The sequence below is a fragment of the Microbacterium marinum genome (genome assembly GCF_014204835.1).
In the GTDB taxonomy this organism is placed as follows: Bacteria; Actinomycetota; Actinomycetes; order Actinomycetales; family Microbacteriaceae; genus Microbacterium; species Microbacterium marinum.
Genome location: NZ_JACHMD010000001.1, coordinates 1,089,898 through 1,108,879, shown reverse-complemented (window position 1 = coordinate 1,108,879; position 18,982 = coordinate 1,089,898). Strand labels below are relative to the sequence as shown.

Genomic DNA, 18,982 nt, shown 5'->3' with positions numbered 1-18,982 from the left:
GAGAGTCTAGGCCGCGACATCGTGCGCCGATGCGAAGCGCCGGTTCCGCGCCGCACGGTGTTCACGCCGAGAGGTCGTTGTTCCACATCGACAGCGCCGAACCGATCGCCATGTGCATGTCGAGGTACTGGTAGGTGCCGAGGCGGCCGCCGAAGTGGACGCCCTGCTCGCCCTTGGCGAGCTCGCGGTACGCCAGGAGGCCCGTGCGGTCCTGCGGCGTGTTGACCGGGTAGTACGGCTCGTCCTCACGCGTCGCGAAGCGCGAGAACTCGCGCATGATGACCGTTTTGTCGGTCGGATACCGCTCGGCACGCTCCGGGTGGAAGTGGCGGAACTCGTGCACGCGAGTGTAGGGCACGTCGGCATCCGCGTAATTCATGACGCTCGTGCCCTGGTAATCGCCCACCGGGACGACCTCTTCCTCGAAGTCGAGCGTGCGCCAGCTGAGCTCGCCCTCCGCGTAGTCGAAGTAGCGGTCAACGGGTCCGGTGTAGACGATGGGCAGCTGCCCGACGGTCGCCTGCTTGTTGAAGGGCTGCGACTCGTCGAAGAAGTCCGTGGAGAGCCGCACATCGATGTTCGCGTGGTCGGCCATGCGCTCCAGCCACGCGGTGTAGCCGTCGACCGGGAGCCCTTCCCATGTGTCGTTGAAGTACCGGTTGTCGTAGTTGTAGCGGACGGGAAGGCGGCTGATGACCTCTGCCGGCAGGTCCTTCGGGTCGGTCTGCCACTGCTTCGCGGTGTAGTCGCGGATGAACGCTTCGTAGAGGGGGCGGCCGATGAGGGCGATGCCCTTCTCCTCGAGGTTCGCCGCGTTCTTGGCGTCGAACTCGCCAGCCAGCTCTTGGACCAGTGCTTTGGCCTCGGCGGGCGAGTGGGCGGCCTGGAAGAACTGATTGATCGTGCCGAGGTTGATCGGCAGCGGGTATACGACGCCCTTGTGGTTCGTGTAAACGCGGTGGACGTAGTCGGTGAACGCGGTGAAGCGGTTCACGTACTCCCAGACCGTCGCGTTGGAGGTGTGGAACAGGTGCGCGCCGTAGCGGTGGACCTCGATGCCCGTTTCGGGCTCGTCCTCGCTGTACGCGTTTCCGCCGATGTGGTGTCGACGGTCGATGACGGTGACCTTGCGCCCGGCTGCCGCGGCGCGCTCGGCGATGGTGAGCCCGAAGAAGCCGGAGCCGACGATGAGGAGATCCATGCGTTTCGCGCTTTCGTGAGATGGATGCCGCAGACGCGGCGACGCGGCGGGAGATGCACCGCCGCGGCGCACCGATCTTACCCGACACGGATTCATCTGCCCTGAGCGAAGGGCCTCTTCCCGCCAGCGTGCGGACGCCTCCGCGTCGCGTCACAGCGTAGAGTCGAGGACGGTCGCCGGCGGGCCCACCGCGACCCGACGCGGTGCACGATCCGCGAATCGAGCGCGACGGAAAGCAGAGCAACTCGTGACAGACGGCGAACCTCCCGCGACTCCAGAAGGTCCATCGCTACGAGCACGCGCGGCCCGCGGCAGCGCGGTCACGCTGGTGACCCAACTGAGTCGATCGCTTGTCCTGCTGGGTGGCACGATCATCCTCGCCCGAATGGTCGCGCCCTCCGACTTCGGTTTGGTCGCGATGGTGGTGGCTGTGAGTGGCATCGCTGAGATCCTCCGCGACTCCGGGCTTTCCTGGGCCGCGCTGCGCCGGACCGACCTCACCCAACAGCAGCGATCGAACCTGTTCTGGATCAACACCGGCATCGGCCTCGCCCTGGGGGCGATCATCTTCGGCCTCTCCTGGCCGCTCGCCGCGTTCTACGGCATCGATGAGCTGGTCCCGGTCGTGCAATGGATCGCGCCGATCTACGTCTTCAACGGACTCGCGACCCAGTTCAGGGTGGCGATCAATCTCGACCTCCGCTTCGCCAGACTCGCGGTCATCGACATCGCCGCGCCTGTCATCGCCCTGGCGCTCGCGATCTGGCTCGCCGTCGGGGGTCAGGGGCTCGCCGCACTCGTCGTGCAGCAGCTCGCGACAGCCGTCGTCGCCGTCCTGCTCACCGTGCCGCTGGCGCGCTGGTGGCCGAGCCTGCCTCGACGCGCCCCCGGGATGAAAGCGCTCATCGGCTTCGGATTCCGCTTCGCCGGCGTTCAGCTGCTGTCGTATGGGACGCGAAACGTGGACAGCATCGCAATCGGCCGCGCGTACGGTCCCCGAGACGTCGGCCTGTACGACCAGGCGTACCAGTTGGCTGTCGCCCCCCTGGTGCTGCTGAACTCGCCGATGAGCCGTGTGGCGGTACCGGTGCTCGCCCGCGTCCAGGACGACAAAGAACGTTACGTGGCGGGACTTCGCGACGCACAGCTCATCGCCTGCTACGTGACTGCCACGGTGCTGCTCGTCGCCGCCGGCGTCGGGACGCCGCTGATCACGCTCCTTCTGGGCGAGACCTGGGCCGCCGCAGGGCCTATCTTCTCGGTGCTCGCGATCGGCTCGGTGTTCCGCTCGATCCAGCAGGTGGCGAACTGGATCTTCGTGGTGGAAGACCGCACCAAATCGATGCTCCGGCTCAGCCTGGTGGGTCAGCCGATCATCGTTGTGCTCATCCTCATCGGCCTGATCTGGGGTCCCGTCGGGGTGGCGGCCGGCGGCGCGCTCGGCTGGTGCGTCTTCTGGCTCTTGTCGCTCTGGTGGGTGCGTCGAGCTACCGGCCTCTCGGTCCGGCCTCTCCTGCTCGACGCGGTCCGCATCATCGCGTTGGTGGGAGCCCCCGCCGGAGTCGCCTCGTTCGTCGTCGCCCTCTTCGTGCCGTTGGCCCCGTTGTGGGTCGTCCTCTTGGGCGTCGCTGCGGCCGGTCTGTGGTGCGGCATCATCATCCTGGCATCCCCGCGAGTGCGTTCGGACGCGGGGACGTTGGCACGCTTCGTCCGCCTGGCCGTCAAGGGCCGCTAGCGCGAGTGCTACGACGCGGGCACAACCGGGCCTTCCGGATCCGCGACGCGAACGACACGAGCAGGGACACCTGCGACGGTTGCGTGATCGGGCACGTCCTTCGTCACGACAGCGTTCGCCGCGACGACCGCATGCCGCCCGATCTTCACCGCGCCCACGATGACGGCGCCTGCGAAGATGGTCGAGTCGTCGCCGACCTCCGGGTAATTGCCGGCCTGCCAGTCACCGACCCGCGCTCCGCCGAGTGTGACGTTCTGATAGATGCTGACCCGCTCCCCGATGCGGACGCCCTCGCCGATGACGATGCCGACCGGGTGCGGCATCCGTACCGTCGAAGCCAAAATCGACTTGGGGTTGATGTAGACCCCGAAGCGTCTTGCCATTCGCTCCGAAATGAACCTCGCGACCATCGGGTTGCGGTCGCGGACCTTGGCCATGCGGCGCAGGCTCCGGCGCACACTCGGGCCGGGTGCGCCGATGAGCACACCCGCGAACTCCTGCAGTCCACGCTTCATCTTCATCGCGTCCGACGGTACTCCGCGTACCAGTCGACGAACGCTCGCACGCCGGTCGAGAGCGGCGTCTCGGGAACGGCGCCGACCAGCTCGCGGAGCAGGGTCGGATCGGCCATCGTGGCGGCGACGTCACCGGGCTGCATCGGCAGCAGATTCTTCTGCGCGACCTTCCCGGTCACGTGTTCGACCGCATCGATGAAGTCCATCAGTCCGATCGGGCTCCCGCCCGCGATGTTCACGACGCGCCACGGCGCCACCGGCGACAGCGAATCGATCCCGTCAGGGCCGACGGGTTTGCCGAGTTCCGGCCGGCGGGACGCGAGCGCGACGATGCCCTCGATGAGGTCGTCGACGTAGGTGAAGTCGCGCGACATCCGCCCCTCACCGTAGACGTCGATCGGCTCGTCGCGCTCGATGCGCTCGACGAACTTGTACAGCGCCATGTCCGGCCGCCCCCAAGGTCCATACACCGTGAAGAACCGGAAGCAGGTGGTCGGCACGTCGAACAGGTGGGCATACGAGTGGCTGAGCGCTTCGCCGGCCTTCTTCGTGGCCGCGTACAGCGAGACGGGGAAGTGCGACGAATCGGTCTCGCTGAAAGGAATCTTCGTGTTCCCGCCGTACACCGAGGACGTCGACGCGATCATGAGGTGCTTCGGCGAACGCTGCCGGGCCGCTTCCAAGATCGCCTGCGTACCGACGAGGTTGGCGCTGATGTAGCTTTCCGGATTCTCCAGGCTGTAGCGCACGCCGGCTTGAGCTGCGAGATGGACCCAGATGTCGGATTCGTGGCCGTCGAGGGCTTCAGCCAGGGCGGCCGGGTCCTCAAGCCTGCCGTGCACCCAGCTGAAGTTCGGGTGCTGCTCGAGCACGTCAAGCCGCGCGCGCTTCAGCGCGGGGTCGTAATACGCCGTGACGGCATCCAAGCCACGCACCTCGTGTCCGTCGGCGAGGAGACGCTGCGCAAGATGGAAACCGATGAACCCAGCGACGCCGGTGACGAAGTACCTCACGACCACGCCGCATCCGCGCCCAGCGAGCGGAGCTTCTCGGCGAAGTCCACGTACCCGCGAGAGATCTGCCACGCATCGGTGACGGTCGTTTCGCCGTCAGCCATCAGCCCGCAGATCGCCAACGCCGCGCCTGCACGCAGGTCGAGCGCGCGCACCGAGGCGCCCGTGAGCTTCCCGTCGGCGCCCTGGATGTGGAGCCAATCGCCCTCCACCCGCGACGTCAGGCCCATTTTCGCCATTTCGTCCGCGTATCCGTAGCGCCCCGGAAACCGCAGGTCGATGATCTTCGACTCACCGCGAGCTCGCGCCGCCCAGGCGCCCATGATCGGCTGGACGTCGGAGTTGATGCCCGGGTGCGGTCCGGTACTGATCTCGAACGGGTAGCAGTGCTCACCCCGGACGAAGAGCGAGCCGTCGCGCTGCTCATAGGTCGCGCCCGCGGACCGAAGGTGAGCCAGGATCACCTCGAGGTCGTGCACTGGGAACCCCGCGATCTCCACCTCGCCACCCGTGGCGCCGGTGGCGACCAACCAGGTGAGCGCCTCCATGTTGTCCGGCATGACCGAGTAGTCGGCGGCACCGAGAGCTTCGACTCCCTCGATCTCGATGTGCTCCTGTCCGTGGACCGTGATCTTCGCGCCCATCGAGTTGAGCATCGCGATCAGGTCGAGCACCTCGGGTCGGATGTGCGGATTCCACACCCGTGTCGTGCCCTTCGCGAGGGTCGCCGCGAGCACAGCGTTCTCAGTCGCACCCGTCGACCGCAGCCGCAGGTGCAGGTCGGTGCCCACAAGCCCGTTCGGTGCTTCTGCGTAGAGGTACGCCTCGTCGTCCCAGACTCGTGCCCCGAGCTGCTCGAGGAGGTTCACATGGATGTCGTACTGACGCTCACCGAGCCGGCACCCGCCGGGCAGCGGTACGGCGGCCGCGCCATACCGCGCAGTGAGCGTGCCGAGGATGAGCAGGGTGTTGCGGATCGAACGGCCCGGCCAGACGAGTTGTGTGGAGAGCGGAGCCGTCTGCGTGATCCGGATCTCGTCGGTTCCCACAGTCGTCGCGGACTTCCCGAGGGCCTCGAGCATGCCCACGTGGATCTGAGCGTCCAGGAGCCCCGCAGGGTAGTTGGTGAGTCGCACGGGCTCGTCCGTGAGGATGGACGCGGCGAGCAGCCGCAAGGCCGAATTCTTGGCTCCGGCGACCGCGACGCGGCCCTCCAGCCTCGATTTCGACACAAGCAAACTCTGGTAATCTGGCATGTCGTCCAGCCTATCGGCCCAAACGTGGTCCATCACTCATCCCCGCCCGCCCCTGACCGATGCGCCACCGCTTCGCCCTCACCTGGACGTCGAGGACGGTTCGGGCGTCGTGTACGACGGAGAAGTAGTGCCATTGATCATCCCTGACCTCGTCGAAGCGCTCGAGCAGATCGCGCCCGGCTGTGTGCGGACCGGTGTCGACATGGCCACGGTGTCGGCGTGGCGCATCGGCGGTCCGGCGGACATCTTCGTCGAGCCCGAGGGCGTCGAACAGGTCGCGGACGTGCTCCGACTCATGTCGCAGCGACCCGAGCCGCTGCTGATCATCGGTGAGACCACGAACCTCTTCTTCGATTCCCGCGGATTCAACGGCGTGCTGCTGCGGATCGGATCGAAGTTGTCGCACGTGAGCATCGACGGCAACCGGGTCCGCGCTCAGGCCGGCGCCAGGGTGCCTGAGCTCGTCAGAAGTCTCGCCGATGCCGGACTCGGTGGTATCGCCCACGCCGGCGGTGTACCCGGAACCATCGGCGGACTCGTCCTCATGAACGGCGGCAGCCAGCGCAAGGGTATCGGCACCCACGTCATCAGCGTCCTCGTCGCCGATTCCACGGGCCAGCTGCAGCGCCTCGACGCGGCCGCGCTCGGATTCTCCTACCGCCATTCCCTCCTGCAGGGCAGTGACGTCGTGATCCTCGACGCCGAGTTGGAACTGGAGCCAGGTGAACCCGACACGCTCGTCGCGGAGATCGAGGAGATCATCGCCTCTCGCGCTGCCAAGTTCCCGCTCGACCTGCCCAATGGCGGATCCGTGTTCCTCTCCGACCCCGCCATGTACGAGATCGTCGGCCCTCCGGGTCACGCGATCGAGTCCGTCGGCCTGAAGGGGCTGACCGAGGGCGGCGCCCAGATCTCGCCCAAGCACGCCAACTTCATCGTCAACAATGGGCGCGCGACCGACGACGACGTGCTCCGGTTGGTGGCGACCGCACGCAACAAGGTGCGCGCGGCGACGGGCTTCACGATGGACTGCGAAGTACGGCATGTGGGCACGGACGGTGTGCTCCGCCCGGCCCACGTCGTCGCCGACGAGCGGTGGCCGGCGCTCGATCTCACAAAAGGATGACCATGCCGAAAGTCTCGGTGATCACCGCCTTCTACAACCGTGCGCCGGTGCTTCGACGGACGATCGAGTCGATCCTCACGCAGGGATACACCGACCTCGAACTGATCGTCGTCGACGACTGCTCGAGTGACAACACCAGTCAGCGTTTGGCCGAGCTCGCCGCCGAATGGCAGGATCCTCGCCTCCGGATCATCCGCAACGACCCCAATAAGGGCTTCGTCCGCACGATGCGCGACGCGATCGAAGTCAGCACGGGCGAATACATCGCCGTTCAGGGCTCGGGCGATTCCTCACTCCCGAACCGCATCGGAAAGCAAGTCGAGCTGCTCGACACGCGTCCCGATGTCGTCGCGGTCGGCTGCTGGTACCGGAACATCGATGATGAGAGCGGCGCGGTGGAGACGGTTCGACCGGATGCCGCCGCCGCGAAGGGCGGCGTCACCACGTTCTCCCACGGCGAGATGATGATGCGACGGTCCGCCTACGACGCGGCCGGCGGCTACCGGCCCGAGTTCAAGGTCGCCCAGCTCACGGACCTGGGCTTCCGTCTTCACCGGGTCGGCGGCTTCGCGACAGTGCCGGAGATCTTGTACGACCGCCACGTGCAGAGCGACGGTGTGACATATAACGCGAAGAAAGTGCTCGAGCAGGCGCAGTTCCTGCGCCTCGCGCGGCACCTTCAGAAGCTGCCGGACGAGGGTGCCGTGCAGGCGGCCCTCGCAGCCGTCCGCGCCGGTGGCGTCGGCGCGGTCATCCCCGTCCAAGACGGCGGCGTCCAGTTGATCCTCGCAGAACGTTGCATACGGTTGTGCGCCTATGACCGCGGGGCCGACGCGGCAACCATCGCGTCCCACCTGACGAGCCCGATCCAGCGTCGAGCCGTCCATGCGCTCGCCCGCGCGACCCAGTCACAGCTCGCGGCGCCCCTGCGGTGGGGGTTGCGTCTCGCCCTGAAGACGACGCCCGCCATGCGCGCCCTGTGGATGCGGCGCACGGGCTCATGAGCGCCGGAACGAAATACCTGCCCCACGTCGACGGCATCCGGGCTTTCGCTGTCCTCCCCGTCGTCCTGTTCCACCTCGGTGCGCAGTGGATCCCCGGCGGCTTCGTCGGGGTCGACACGTTCTTCGTGATCAGCGGCTATCTCATCACCGGCATCCTGTGGCGCGAGATGGATCCGGAGCCGGGCGACGACCGTCGATTCTCCATCTGGGTCTTCTACCAGCGGCGCGCGTTGCGCATCCTCCCCGCGTTGGTCGTCGTCCTCGCGGTCGTCCTCGTCATGTCGGCTGTGCTGCAAACCCCGGCGGCACAAGCCGCGCTCGGGGCACAGGTGCTGGCCGCGACGCTGTTCGTCTCGAACTTCTACTTCTGGCAGACCGAGGACTACTTCGCCGCCGATCCCAGCAGTCTGCCTCTGCTCCACACCTGGTCGCTGGCAGTCGAAGAGCAGTTCTACCTGATCTTCCCGCTCCTGCTGCTCGTTGTAGCCCGCTGGATGAAGCGGCGAGTGCTTGTGGTCCTCGCGGCCATCATCGCCCTGTCGCTCATCGCGAGCGTCTTCGTGACCTCCGTCGCGCCGGGCGCGGCGTTCTATCTCCTCCCGACCCGCGCGTGGGAACTCGGCGCCGGCGCGTTGCTCGCCATCTGGCAGATGCGCAGAGGGGGGACCTCCTCCAACCCCTGGATAGCGTTGACGGGTCTGGCGCTCGTGGTCGGATCGGTCTTCCTCATCGATAAATCAATGCCATTCCCCGGCGCAGTGGCGATCGCGCCGGTCCTCGGCGCAGTCCTGCTCATCGGCTGGGCGCGCGCCACATGGGTCGGTCGCGTCCTCGAATTCAGACCGCTCCTCTATGTAGGCACCATCAGCTATAGCCTCTACCTGTGGCATTGGCCGGTCATCGTGTTCTGGCGGACGATGACGGGGAACACGATCGATCCCGTCGAGATGATCGGACTTTTCGCCGTCGCCTTCTTGCTCGCAGCGGCTTCGACAGCCTTCGTCGAACGCCCGTTCCGCACGAGGCGCGTCCGCGCGTTCCCGCCTCGACGCGTTCTCATCCCGGCCACGGCCGTCATCCTGGTGTGCGCGACCGCCGGCGGCCTCTGGACGCGCTATCACTTCAACGCGATTCCCGTCACCCAGGCTGCGCAAAAGGTCGCCGAAACGGCCGAGTACTCCGAAGCTGAGAGCTATCGCGAGCAGTTCCGCCGTGGCATCTGCTTCTTCAGCGGCAGCGAGGCGAACGCCTTCGCCACGTATGACAAGGACATCTGCGCGACGCCAGAGCCCAATGCCCTCAACGTCCTCGTCTTGGGCGACTCGCACGGCGCCATGTGGTGGCGTTCGCTCGACCTCGCGTACCCCGACGCCAATGTCATGCAGGCAACGGCATCAGGTTGCTTCGGTCTGCAGACCGGCGGCGGCGAGAACGAATGCATCGAACTGCGGGATTGGGTCTGGGGAGAGCTCATCCCGAGCGGTGAGGTCGACGTCGTGGTGCTCGCCGGCCGCTGGCAGCCGAACTCGCTCCCGGCCGTGGAGCGTTCTATCGAGACGCTCACCGCTGACGGTATCCGCACCGTGGTCATGGGGCCGACCGTCGAATACGACGGCGATCTTCCCGTTCTGCTCTCGCGCAGCGTGCAGTTCGGCACTGAATTCGACTTCGAGTCGCTCCGCATCCACCAACGCGACGCGGTCAACGCCCAAGCCCGAGTCGTCGCAGACGCCGCGGGGGCGGATGCATACATCGATGTCATCGATGTCCTGTGCGGGGATTCGCCCGAGTGCGTCCTCCAGACGCCGGAAGGCGTACCGATGCAATTCGACTACGGGCACCTCACGCTACCGGGCACCGAGTGGGTGATCGACCAGGTCGATGATCAGCTCGACCCTTATCTCGCCGCGTCGCCCACGGCCCGCGGCGACGCCTTCTGACCCGCGATCAAAGAACAGCGGCGGATGCTCATGGCATCCGCCGCTCTTCTTGTTCTGTCGAACGTTCGCGCGCCGACAGGTCGTCTCAGTTCTCGGCGGGCGCCGTCAGGACCCCGCGTTCGAGCAGGTCGTCCTGCAAGTCACTGGGAAGCACCCAGATCCGGAAGCTGCCATACTCCGTCGGCCCTTCCACGGCGAGAGCACCCGGAGCGTCCTCCGTCCCGAAGTCGCCACAGGCGACGACGACGTCCGCATCGAACTCAGCGGGATCCGAGACCACGGTGACCTCGCGCGGTGCAAACCAGTAACCGACCCAGTTGCGCGCTTGGTGGATCCCGACAGAGCGATCACAGCGTGACTGATAGAAGTCGACGGCCTGCTGCTGTCCACCCTCCTCCACACGCTCCAACGCGGCCGTGAGGTCATCGGGATAGTCACGAGTCTGGCTGGGATCTGCTGCGAGTGCGATCAGCACCGAGACGCCGAGCGCGATGAAGGTGAACGCCCGAGGCCGACGACGCAGGAGCGCGATAACGACGAACACAGCGATCACGTACAGCGATGCGAGTAGCCAGAACTGATTCTCGTTGGTGAACGACGGGATGAGCGGCCGCTCGAACGGTTCGTTGGGCCAGAAACGCTCCCATTGCAGCACCGCAGCGGCGTTCGCGGGCCCGTCCGTCGCGCCCCACGTCGGAACCCACGGCGCCACCCAGAAGACGACGGGCAGAATGACCGCGATGCTGGCGCTGGCGGCCGCAGCGATGACGGGGAAGCTCACGCCTCGCACGATTGCGACGAGCGCGAGCAAGACGACCACCACAACGAACGGGTCGATGTAGCGGCTGTATACCCATACGTCGAAGCGATGCCCTTCCGCCAGGAACTTGGACCCACCCCAAGCCACCATCGAGACCGCGACGGCCGCGAACGCCACGGCAGCAACGAATCCCGCCGGCCCGACCTGCCAGGATCGCAGGTCGCGCAGCACCCACACGATGAGGACAACGGCACCGATCGCGATCAGCCCCGACGTTCCGACGAGTTGCACCCACGTCTCGTTGAGGAGGATGCGGATGAGATTCCCGGGCGGGGCAGAGGTGAGCTTCCCCAGGAACCCGGTGTCCTGACGGAACCCCCACGGAATGAGCTGCGAGTTGATCGCCTGCGCGACGGCCCTCACTCCGATGGCCCCGAGAATGATGAGCGGCACGGCGACGACCGAAACCTGCCAACGACGACGGACGAAGAGGAGCATCCAGATCCCCGCCACGACGAGGAACGGAAGCGCCCGCGCGTGCGACAGATACGCGCCGACCGCGAAAACGGAGAAGAGCGCGCCATTGAGAATCGTCGGCCGTTGCCACACCGCGAACGCGGCGTATGCCGTCCAGACCACGAAGGTGGTGAGGAGCTGCTCGGAGGGGACGTAGTCCGCGAGCACCACTCGGCTGGGCAACATCATCGTGATAGCGGCGACCGTCACTGCCTTCGCGGTCGTGAGTCCGACCTTCCGGGCGATGAGCGCAAGCGGGACGATCGTGGACAGAGCCACGATGTTGACCAGGATGTTCGCGAGGCGATACACCAGCGCCGGATCATGCGTCAGCGCCCAGATCGGCGCGACGAGGAACGAGGTTCCCGGGAAGTACCCGCTGAGGGACATCGTCGCGACCTGCTCGCCGAGGATGATGCGGCCCATCTGCAGGATGCCGTTCTCGTCCCAGGGCGTACGCGGTGCGATCGCGCTGAGCGAGACGATCGCGTGGAGCGCGACGCAGACGATGACCGTGATCCACGCGGCCCAGCGCCACCAGCGTTCGGGGCCGGTGTCGTTGAGCGGCGGCTCGGTGCGGCGACGCAAGCTCCGCGGCATCTCGAGAAGGGCGAGCGTGGACACAGAAAAGGTCCCTTTCGGTGGGTGAGGCGAACGGATCCGGAGGCGGGTCAGGTGCCGGCCGACACCTGCGACGGACCCGCATCGGCGTCCGCAACCGGGTGATGCGCGATCACGGCCTCGACACTGACCGCGAGCGAGGGATGCCGCGCCGAGTCGGCCAGGACCGGGGCATTCGGATCGAACACGCGCTCGGGCGCGTACTGCAGGAGCTTTATCCGCTCGAGCGAGTCTTCGAGCAATGTCCGGTTCGTGCGCAGCATGTCGGAGATCACCGTCAGAGCGAGACTAAGCAACGCTCCGACGAGCATGGCACTACCGAAGAGCAGCGACTGGATGTGGTCACCCGCGATGCCCAGCCACGACAAGATCAGGAACCGTCCGAATGGGATGGCCGCGCCGACGAAGAAGAGGAGTGCGAGCGTCAAGAACACAACGTGCGGCTTGAACATGATGTAGCTGCGCACGATCGCCTGCCCCGACCGGCCCATGTGCTGGAAGATGTTCTTGAACAGTCGCGACTCGCGGGTCTTGGGGTTGGTGCTGATCTGCACGCTCTCGATGCGCAGTCGCTTGTTCCCCGCCTGGATGATCGTCTCCATGCAGTAGCTGAACTGCGTGACGACGTTCAGACGAATGAGTGACTCACGCGAGTACGCCCGGAATCCGCTGGCTGCATCCGGAAGGTCCGTCTCAGCGGCGAAGTTGACGACGGAGCTCCCGAAGCCCTGCATGACCTTCTTGAACGGGGAGAAATGCTCGATGGTCTTCGTCTGGCGGTCGCCGATGACGATGTCGGCTTCGCCTCGGAGGATCGGCTGCACGAGATCCGCGATGCGCTCCTGCGGGTACTGATTGTCGCCATCCGTGTTCACGACGATGTCGGCGCCGTGCTGCATCGCATAGTCCACGCCGTCGCGGAACGAGCGGGCGAGCCCCATGTTGCGCGTGTGGAACACGAAGTGCTCGACACCGAGCTCGCGAGCGACTTCGACCGTGCGGTCACTCGACCCGTCGTCCACGACGAGGATGTGGATCTCGTCGACTCCGGGGATCGCCTTCGGGATCGTGGCGAGCACGAGAGGGAGTGTCTGCTCCTCGTTGAGGCACGGAATCTGCACGAACAGGCGCATGGATGAAGATCCTTCACTTCGTCTGAGGCGGGGACGGCCGGCTGAGACCGCGCGGCCACCGACAGCTCCGCCGCCCGATATTGTAGCCGCGCCCCCTGAGCGTACGGCGACAGCTCCCGCGCCCACGGAGGACGCGCCCCCAACGGCGCGGGTTCCTCTGATCGGCCCGACGCCCGCCGTGTGGTTGGATTGTGTGGGCTCTGGGCGGCCGGACGTCCGCCTCGGAAGGAACGAAACCATGAAGCTCAGCGTGATCGGCTGTGGATATCTCGGGGCAGTGCACGCCGCGGCGATGGCGTCCATCGGTCATGACGTCGTCGGTATCGACGTAGACGCGGAGAAAGTCGCGCAGCTGTCGAAAGGCCACCCGCCGTTCTTCGAGCCCGGTCTCGAGCCGTTGCTCACTGAGGCTGTGGCTTCCGGTCGTCTGCGTTTCAGCACGGATATGGCGGATGCCGAGGGCAGCCGCGTGCACTTCATCGGAGTCGGCACCCCTCAGCGGAAGGACGGGTCCGACGCCGCGGACCTGACGTACGTGGACGCCGCGGTGGCGGCGCTGATCCCGCACCTCTCCCCCGGCGACCTCGTCGCCGGCAAGTCGACGGTGCCGGTCGGCACCGCGGCAAGGCTTGCTGAGCTCGTGCGTGAGCGCGGTGCGCATCTCGCGTGGAACCCGGAGTTCCTGCGGGAGGGATTCGCGGTGAAAGACACCCTCGAGCCCGACCGGCTCGTGTACGGCGTCGCCGCAGACACCTCGGACGACGACGTGGCTGTTCTGGACGAGGTCTACGCCCCGGCGATCGCGACCGGCACCCCGAGACTGGTGACCGATTACGCGACCGCGGAGCTCGTGAAGGTCGCAGCCAACGCCTTCCTCGCCACGAAGATCTCGTTCATCAACGCGATGGCCGAGATCGCGGAGGTCACGGGGGCCGACGTCACCCAGCTCGCCGACGCCATCGGTCACGATGCGCGCATCGGACGCCGGTTCCTCAACGCAGGCGTCGGGTTCGGTGGCGGATGCCTCCCGAAGGACATCCGGGCGTTCAGCGCACGCGCAGAAGAACTGGGCCGCGGGGATTCCGTGGCCTTCCTCCGTCACGTCGACGAGATCAATCTTCGGCGTCGTCAGCGACTCGTCGACCTCGTCGTCGACTCCTTCGACGGCAAGCCGGTCGGCCGACGTGTCGCCGTGCTCGGACTCGCCTTCAAGCCCGACTCCGATGACGTCCGAGACTCTCCGGCGCTCGACATCGCCGTTCGGTTGCACGGCTTGGGCGCCGAGGTGATCTCCCATGACCCGGAGGCGATCGCGAACGCGCGCCGGCTTCACCCGCAGCTCCGGTACGCGGACACCCTCGAGGCGGCGGTCGCCGACGCCGAGGTCGTGCTCGTCGTGACGGAGTGGAAGGCCTATCGCGATCTCGACCCGGCCATGCTTGCGACCATGGTGGCACGGGCGACGGTGTTCGACGGCCGCAACTGCCTCGATGCCGACGCCTGGCGCGCGGCGGGCTGGTCGTACACCGGCATGGGTCGCTGACTTCGATGAAGAACGCCCCACCGCATTGCGGTGGGGCGTTCTTCTTTGCTGTTCGAGTTCACGCGGCCTCGTTCATCGCGGCGATGGCCTCCTCGATCCCGCCGTCGTAGCGCAGTTCGCCCTTGCGGATGACGACGCCGCGGGTACACAGCTCGCGCACCATCTCCATGTCGTGGCTGACGATCACGAGGGTCTTCCCTGCGGCGATCAGCTCGTCGAACTTCGCTCGGCATTTCGCGCGGAACGGCGCATCACCGACGGAGAGGATCTCGTCGACGAGCAGGATGTCGACGTCCACATGGATCGCCACCGAGAACGCCAGCCGCATGAACATACCCGATGAGTAGTGTTTGACCTCTTGATCGATGAACTCCTCGATCTCGCTGAATGCGACGATGTCGTCGTATCTGGCCTCGATCTCCTCGCGCTGCATCCCCAGGATCGCAGCGTTGAGGAAGACGTTCTCCCGTCCGGAGAGCTCGGGGTGGAAGCCCGCACCCACTTCGATGAGGCCCGCCACGCGTCCACGAGTGAGCACCTCGCCCGCGTCAGGACGCATCACGCCGGAGAGCAGCTTGAGGAGTGTCGATTTCCCGGACCCGTTGTAGCCGAGCAGCGCGACCGAATCGCCTTCATTGATCACGATGTCGAGCCCGCGCAAGGCGTGGAATTCGGTCGTCGTCTTGCGGCGCCGGATCCAGCTGACGACGGTGTCCTTGAAGGAGTGCGCATGATTGAGGAGGAAGGTCTTGCGCACGCCGTCCACGATGATGCTCGGCAGCACGGATGCCGCGGTCTGTTCGGTCATAGGTCTTGCGCGAACTTTCCTTCGAGTCGACGGAACACGGACTGTCCGATGACGATCATGGCGAGGGAGATCAGAAGCGCCCAGCACGTGCCCAGCAGCAGATCCGGCGGAGGATTGAGCCCCAGTTCCGCGATCTGCACGCTCGTCACGGGCCGCCAGAACGCGTAGTGGAAGAGCTCCACCGCCTGGGTGATCGGGTTGAGGAGGTACACCTTCGTCACCCAGGGCGCACCCGCGAATGCCGTCTGCACCATCGTCCATGAGTACAGAACGGGGGATGCCCAGGTCACGAGCATGAGGAGCAGTTCAACGATGTTCTCGGCGTCTCGGAAACGGACATTGATCGCGCCGAAGAAGAGCCCGGCACCGAAGGCGACCAACATGAGGATCACGACGCCTGCGAGGACGGCGAGCACGGTCCAGATCGTGATGTTCACGATCCACCCGAGGAACACGCACACTACGAGCAGAAGTGCGAGTTGCGGAAGGAAGTGCACGAATGCGACGACCACCGACGATACGGCGAACAGCTGTCGCGGAAGGTAGACCTTTCGCACCAGCGCGGCGTTGCCGACGATCGAGGTCGTCGCGTTCTTGAAGGCCTCGTTGAACAAGTTGATGCACACGATCCCGGAGAAGAGATAGATCGCGTAGTTGGGGATGCCCCGTTCCAGTTGAAGGAAGACGCCCATGACGAGCCAGAACACCAGGAACTGTGCGCCGGGGCGCACGTAGGACCATGTCCAGCCGAGAACCGAGTTGCGGTACCGCGTCGTGACGCCAGTACGAACGAGGAGAGTGAGCAGATAGCGCCACCGGACGACGTCGAGAAGACCGCGACTGGTGCCGGGAACGTCGAACTGTGCGCGGTCGATAGGTGTGGTCACGTCGTGCAGGAGCCTTCGGGTATGCGGTGGCCGTGGCAGCCACACCAGATCCTACAGCGCGTCCGCTGAAGGTCTGAGGAGTGCCGCCACGCGGCTCCTCGCTGTGTCACCCGACCGAGGCCCTCGCGACCCACATCCACCCGGATGCACTGGTGACCCGGAGCCATCGACCGTCGGCCGTGACACCCGTCGCGGTGAGGCGCGTGCCCTTCGCGAGCGTCTCGACGGCGATCGAGCAGGAGGCGGACGGCGCGAGGCGCCCGTATGCCCTGGTCGATGTCACGCGATAGCTCTTCGCCACTGCTGTCACGGTTCTCGGCTGGGCACACGCAGAGCTCGAAGCGAGGGTGGCCACAGATGCGGCGGCGACCCACCGTGCGTCCGTGCCGTCGTCCACGCGAAGCCACTCGCCATCGGACGTCATCGCTGACGCGACCAGCACCGTCCCCTTCGCGAGTGTCTTCAGATCCGTAGAGCATTCGGACGACGGTGCGGTGCGTCCATACGCGCGCGTCGAGGTGACCTGGTAGGTCTTGCCCAACTTCGTCGTCGCCGACGGCTGTGCGCATACATCCACGGGAGTCGCGGTGACGAGCGATGCTTTCGCGACCCACCGGGTCGTGGACCCGTCGAGGACGCGGACCCACACGCCGTCGGATGTCTGCGCGGAGGCGACCAACGTCGTGCCGCGCGCGAATGTCTCAACCCCTGACGAGCAGTCCGAAGAAGGCGCCATTCGGCCGTACGCGCGGGAGGAAGACACCTCGTAGGTCGCCGACAGGGCAGTCACGGTCGTCGGCTGCGCACAGACGTCCGTCGGCACTGATGTCATCGACGCGGCCGCGACCCACATCGTGGCAGAGCCATCGGTCACCCGCAGCCACACGCCGTCGTTCGTCTTAGCGGTGGCCTTCAGCGTGTCGCCGTTTGCCAAGACTCTTGCACCCACTGAGCACAGGGACGTCGGCGCCGCCCGACCGTATGCGCGCGAAGACACGACGCGGTACGTCCCGCTCGCGGCGGAGACCGTGGTCGGCTGAACGCACGCCGCGTCTGATGCTGCCGTTGCCAGCGACGCCCTCGCCACCCACATGGTGGACGCGCCGTCGGTGACGCGAAGCCAGGCTCCGTCACTTGTCGCCGCAGATGCCACCACGATCGTGCCCGACGACAGGGTTTTCGCCTCAGTTCCGCACAGCGATGACGGGCCCGTTCGCCCGTAGGCACGCGCCGATGAGACGCGGTATGTGCCGCTTGCCGCGACGATACTCGAAGGCTGTTCGCACACCGCGCCCGACGGCGCGGTCGTCAGCGATGCCTTCGCGACCCACATCGAGGTCGTCCCGTCGGTCACCCGGATCCATATGCCGTCAGTCGATGCTGCCGACGCGACCAGGACAGTGCCGGCTGTCAGCGTCTTGGCGTCTTTCGCGCAGAGGGTCGAGGGACCTGTGCGTCCGTACGCCCGCGCCGACGCGACACGATATGTGCCGCTTGCGGCGACGCTGCTGGGCGCGGAGGAACACAGCGCGGTGCCGTTGGTGACTGTGGCGTAGTCGCTGTGGATCCAGTACGTGCCCCCGTCGTGGGAGATCCGCCACCACGCGCCGTATATCCCGGTGCGCGTCGGCTTGTCGTCGCGGTCGAGGGTGATCCGACCGGTGGCGCAGGCGGTGGTGGGCGCCTTCCGCGCATTGAGGGAATCGCTCTTCACGGTCACCGTCCCGGATGCGGCGGTGATCTGGCTCGCCGAAGGCACGACACAGCTGGGATCGGGGATGTCGAGCGAGGACGTCAGGATCCACCGCGTCGCGCCCGAGACCGTCGCCCGCGCCCATGCACCGTAGATGCCTGTCACGGACACCTTCGTCCCCTGCGAAAGGGAGGTGGTCGCGGTGCACACGAGAGTCGGTGCCGTCCGCGCATTCGCCGAGTTCGTCTTGACCGAATACGTCGCGCTTCGCGCGACCACATCGGCCGACGCCGGCGCGGTGCAGGGGGCGACCTTCGCGGGCGCACCATCCGTGTTCTCGCTCGCGCCTGGTTTGAACCATTGGACGTAGTAGTTGTAGAAGTTGCGGTTGCCGTACGTCGAGCACGCGTCACCCGCCGCGTAACCCGCCGCCAGTGCTGCGACGTTGGGACGGTAGGGCGTATAGATGTAGAGGTTCGCGGTGGCCTGGTTCTCGATGAAAACCTTTGACGTCCCGCATGACGCGTCGGGGTGCCACTGGATGGTGTTGACCTGACCGGCCCTGTAGTTGTACCAGGTCGGATTCTTCGCATACACCTGCTGCTGTCGGACGCCCTGCTTGACCTGATTGACGAAGCCAGCCGTCGCGGCATCGCAGGGTGCGGTGTCCGGGCAGTTCATGCCCATCGCGGCGCGGTAGCTCCAATCACTCGGTTTGGTCGCGGTGATGAGCCCCTGTTCTTTCTGCAGCATGACGATGACGACCTTCGGGTTGATCCCGCATGCGCGGCTCACCTCCACGATGATGGTCGCCGCTGCCACGTTCTTCCGCTCCGGGATCGCGTTGCAATACTGGTCTTTCGCCTTGGGGGTCAGCGTCGCCTTGAAGTTCCGGAGGCATGTGGGGCCTGTCGTGGCCTTGCAGGTCGGCACGCGCTTCTCGAGGAAGGTCTGCACCTGGGCAGCCGTCATCGAGTCACCGTCGAAGAATTCTTCGTCGCTGATGATGAAGCCGCCGCTCTTGATGTTGGACGGCAGTTCAGCAGCGCGCGCTGACGCGGTCGGCATGATGGCGCCCATCAGGGCGATGGCCAGAATGACGACGAGCGCCATCGCTGTAGTCCGCATGGACAGTCCGGTGCCGACCGGGGGAGCGTGACGCATGTGAACAGTGTTACGGAAGTCGAGTCCGGATACCAGTCAGCAGTCAGGTTTTCCGGTGCGACACGCG

The 18,982-nt window shown here is 66.1% G+C and carries 14 protein-coding genes; 5 read left to right on the top strand and 9 right to left on the bottom strand.

Annotated elements, in window-relative coordinates:
• Positions 1-61: 61 nt before the first annotated feature.
• On the bottom strand, positions 62-1,201 hold the full coding sequence (glf, locus tag BKA24_RS05300) for a UDP-galactopyranose mutase (protein WP_184215873.1): 1,140 nt from the start codon (positions 1,199-1,201) through the stop codon (positions 62-64).
• 247 nt (positions 1,202-1,448) lie between these two features.
• On the opposite strand from glf, the gene BKA24_RS15900 reads away from it, so the two are divergent.
• Complete coding sequence (locus tag BKA24_RS15900) at positions 1,449-2,936, top strand: lipopolysaccharide biosynthesis protein (RefSeq protein WP_343065944.1); 1,488 nt, start codon at positions 1,449-1,451, stop codon at positions 2,934-2,936.
• 8 nt (positions 2,937-2,944) lie between these two features.
• Here BKA24_RS15900 and BKA24_RS05290 read toward each other — a convergent pair whose 3' ends face one another.
• The 3 genes from BKA24_RS05290 to BKA24_RS05280 are packed head-to-tail and all read right to left on the bottom strand — an operon-like array spanning position 2,945 to position 5,720.
• The gene (locus BKA24_RS05290; RefSeq protein WP_184215869.1) at positions 2,945-3,457 is read right to left on the bottom strand and encodes a serine O-acetyltransferase; all 513 of its coding nucleotides are present in this window, start codon (positions 3,455-3,457) and stop codon (positions 2,945-2,947) included.
• Positions 3,454-4,470, bottom strand: a complete 1,017-nt coding sequence (locus BKA24_RS05285) for an NAD-dependent epimerase/dehydratase family protein (RefSeq protein ID WP_343065943.1) — start codon at positions 4,468-4,470, stop codon at positions 3,454-3,456. Before BKA24_RS05285 ends, BKA24_RS05290 begins: the two co-directional genes overlap by 4 nt.
• Complete coding sequence (locus BKA24_RS05280; RefSeq protein WP_184215867.1) at positions 4,461-5,720, bottom strand: UDP-N-acetylglucosamine 1-carboxyvinyltransferase; 1,260 nt, start codon at positions 5,718-5,720, stop codon at positions 4,461-4,463. The genes BKA24_RS05285 and BKA24_RS05280 overlap by 10 nt, the downstream gene beginning before the upstream one ends.
• Before the next feature lie 127 nt (positions 5,721-5,847).
• Between BKA24_RS05280 and murB the strand changes: the two genes are divergently transcribed.
• From murB to BKA24_RS05265, 3 genes are read left to right on the top strand one after another with little or no spacing between them, the layout of a single operon-like run.
• Complete coding sequence (gene murB / locus BKA24_RS05275; protein ID WP_184215865.1) at positions 5,848-6,846, top strand: UDP-N-acetylmuramate dehydrogenase; 999 nt, start codon at positions 5,848-5,850, stop codon at positions 6,844-6,846.
• A gap of 2 nt (positions 6,847-6,848) precedes the next feature.
• Entirely contained in the window at positions 6,849-7,850 is a 1,002-nt protein-coding gene (locus BKA24_RS05270; protein WP_184215863.1) for a glycosyltransferase family 2 protein, read from the top strand.
• On the top strand, positions 7,847-9,790 hold the full coding sequence (locus BKA24_RS05265) for an acyltransferase family protein (RefSeq protein ID WP_184215861.1): 1,944 nt from the start codon (positions 7,847-7,849) through the stop codon (positions 9,788-9,790). Before BKA24_RS05270 ends, BKA24_RS05265 begins: the two co-directional genes overlap by 4 nt.
• An 85-nt stretch (positions 9,791-9,875) precedes the next feature.
• Here the strand turns inward: BKA24_RS05265 and BKA24_RS05260 are convergent, their stop codons facing one another.
• Together BKA24_RS05260 and BKA24_RS05255 are read right to left on the bottom strand one after the other, a co-directional pair.
• Positions 9,876-11,690, bottom strand: coding sequence for a glycosyltransferase family protein (locus BKA24_RS05260; protein ID WP_184215859.1), 1,815 nt, complete (start codon positions 11,688-11,690; stop codon positions 9,876-9,878).
• A gap of 47 nt (positions 11,691-11,737) precedes the next feature.
• The gene (locus BKA24_RS05255; protein WP_184215857.1) at positions 11,738-12,820 is read right to left on the bottom strand and encodes a glycosyltransferase family 2 protein; all 1,083 of its coding nucleotides are present in this window, start codon (positions 12,818-12,820) and stop codon (positions 11,738-11,740) included.
• Between the two features lie 238 nt (positions 12,821-13,058).
• Here BKA24_RS05255 and BKA24_RS05250 point away from each other — a divergent pair, with 238 nt between their 5' ends.
• Positions 13,059-14,363, top strand: coding sequence for a UDP-glucose dehydrogenase family protein (locus BKA24_RS05250; RefSeq protein ID WP_184215855.1), 1,305 nt, complete (start codon positions 13,059-13,061; stop codon positions 14,361-14,363).
• A 58-nt stretch (positions 14,364-14,421) separates the two neighbouring features.
• On the opposite strand, the gene BKA24_RS05245 is transcribed toward BKA24_RS05250, so the two are convergent.
• The 3 genes from BKA24_RS05245 to BKA24_RS05235 all read right to left on the bottom strand — a co-directional run bounded on the left by BKA24_RS05245 (position 14,422) and on the right by BKA24_RS05235 (position 18,915).
• Entirely contained in the window at positions 14,422-15,171 is a 750-nt protein-coding gene (locus tag BKA24_RS05245) for an ABC transporter ATP-binding protein (protein ID WP_184215853.1), read from the bottom strand.
• The gene (locus BKA24_RS05240) at positions 15,168-16,067 is read right to left on the bottom strand and encodes an ABC transporter permease (protein ID WP_184220451.1); all 900 of its coding nucleotides are present in this window, start codon (positions 16,065-16,067) and stop codon (positions 15,168-15,170) included. Before BKA24_RS05240 ends, BKA24_RS05245 begins: the two co-directional genes overlap by 4 nt.
• Positions 16,068-16,164: 97 nt before the next feature.
• Positions 16,165-18,915 (bottom strand): GW dipeptide domain-containing protein, encoded by a 2,751-nt coding sequence (locus tag BKA24_RS05235; RefSeq protein WP_184215851.1) that lies wholly within the window; start codon positions 18,913-18,915, stop codon positions 16,165-16,167.
• Positions 18,916-18,982 lie beyond the last annotated feature (67 nt).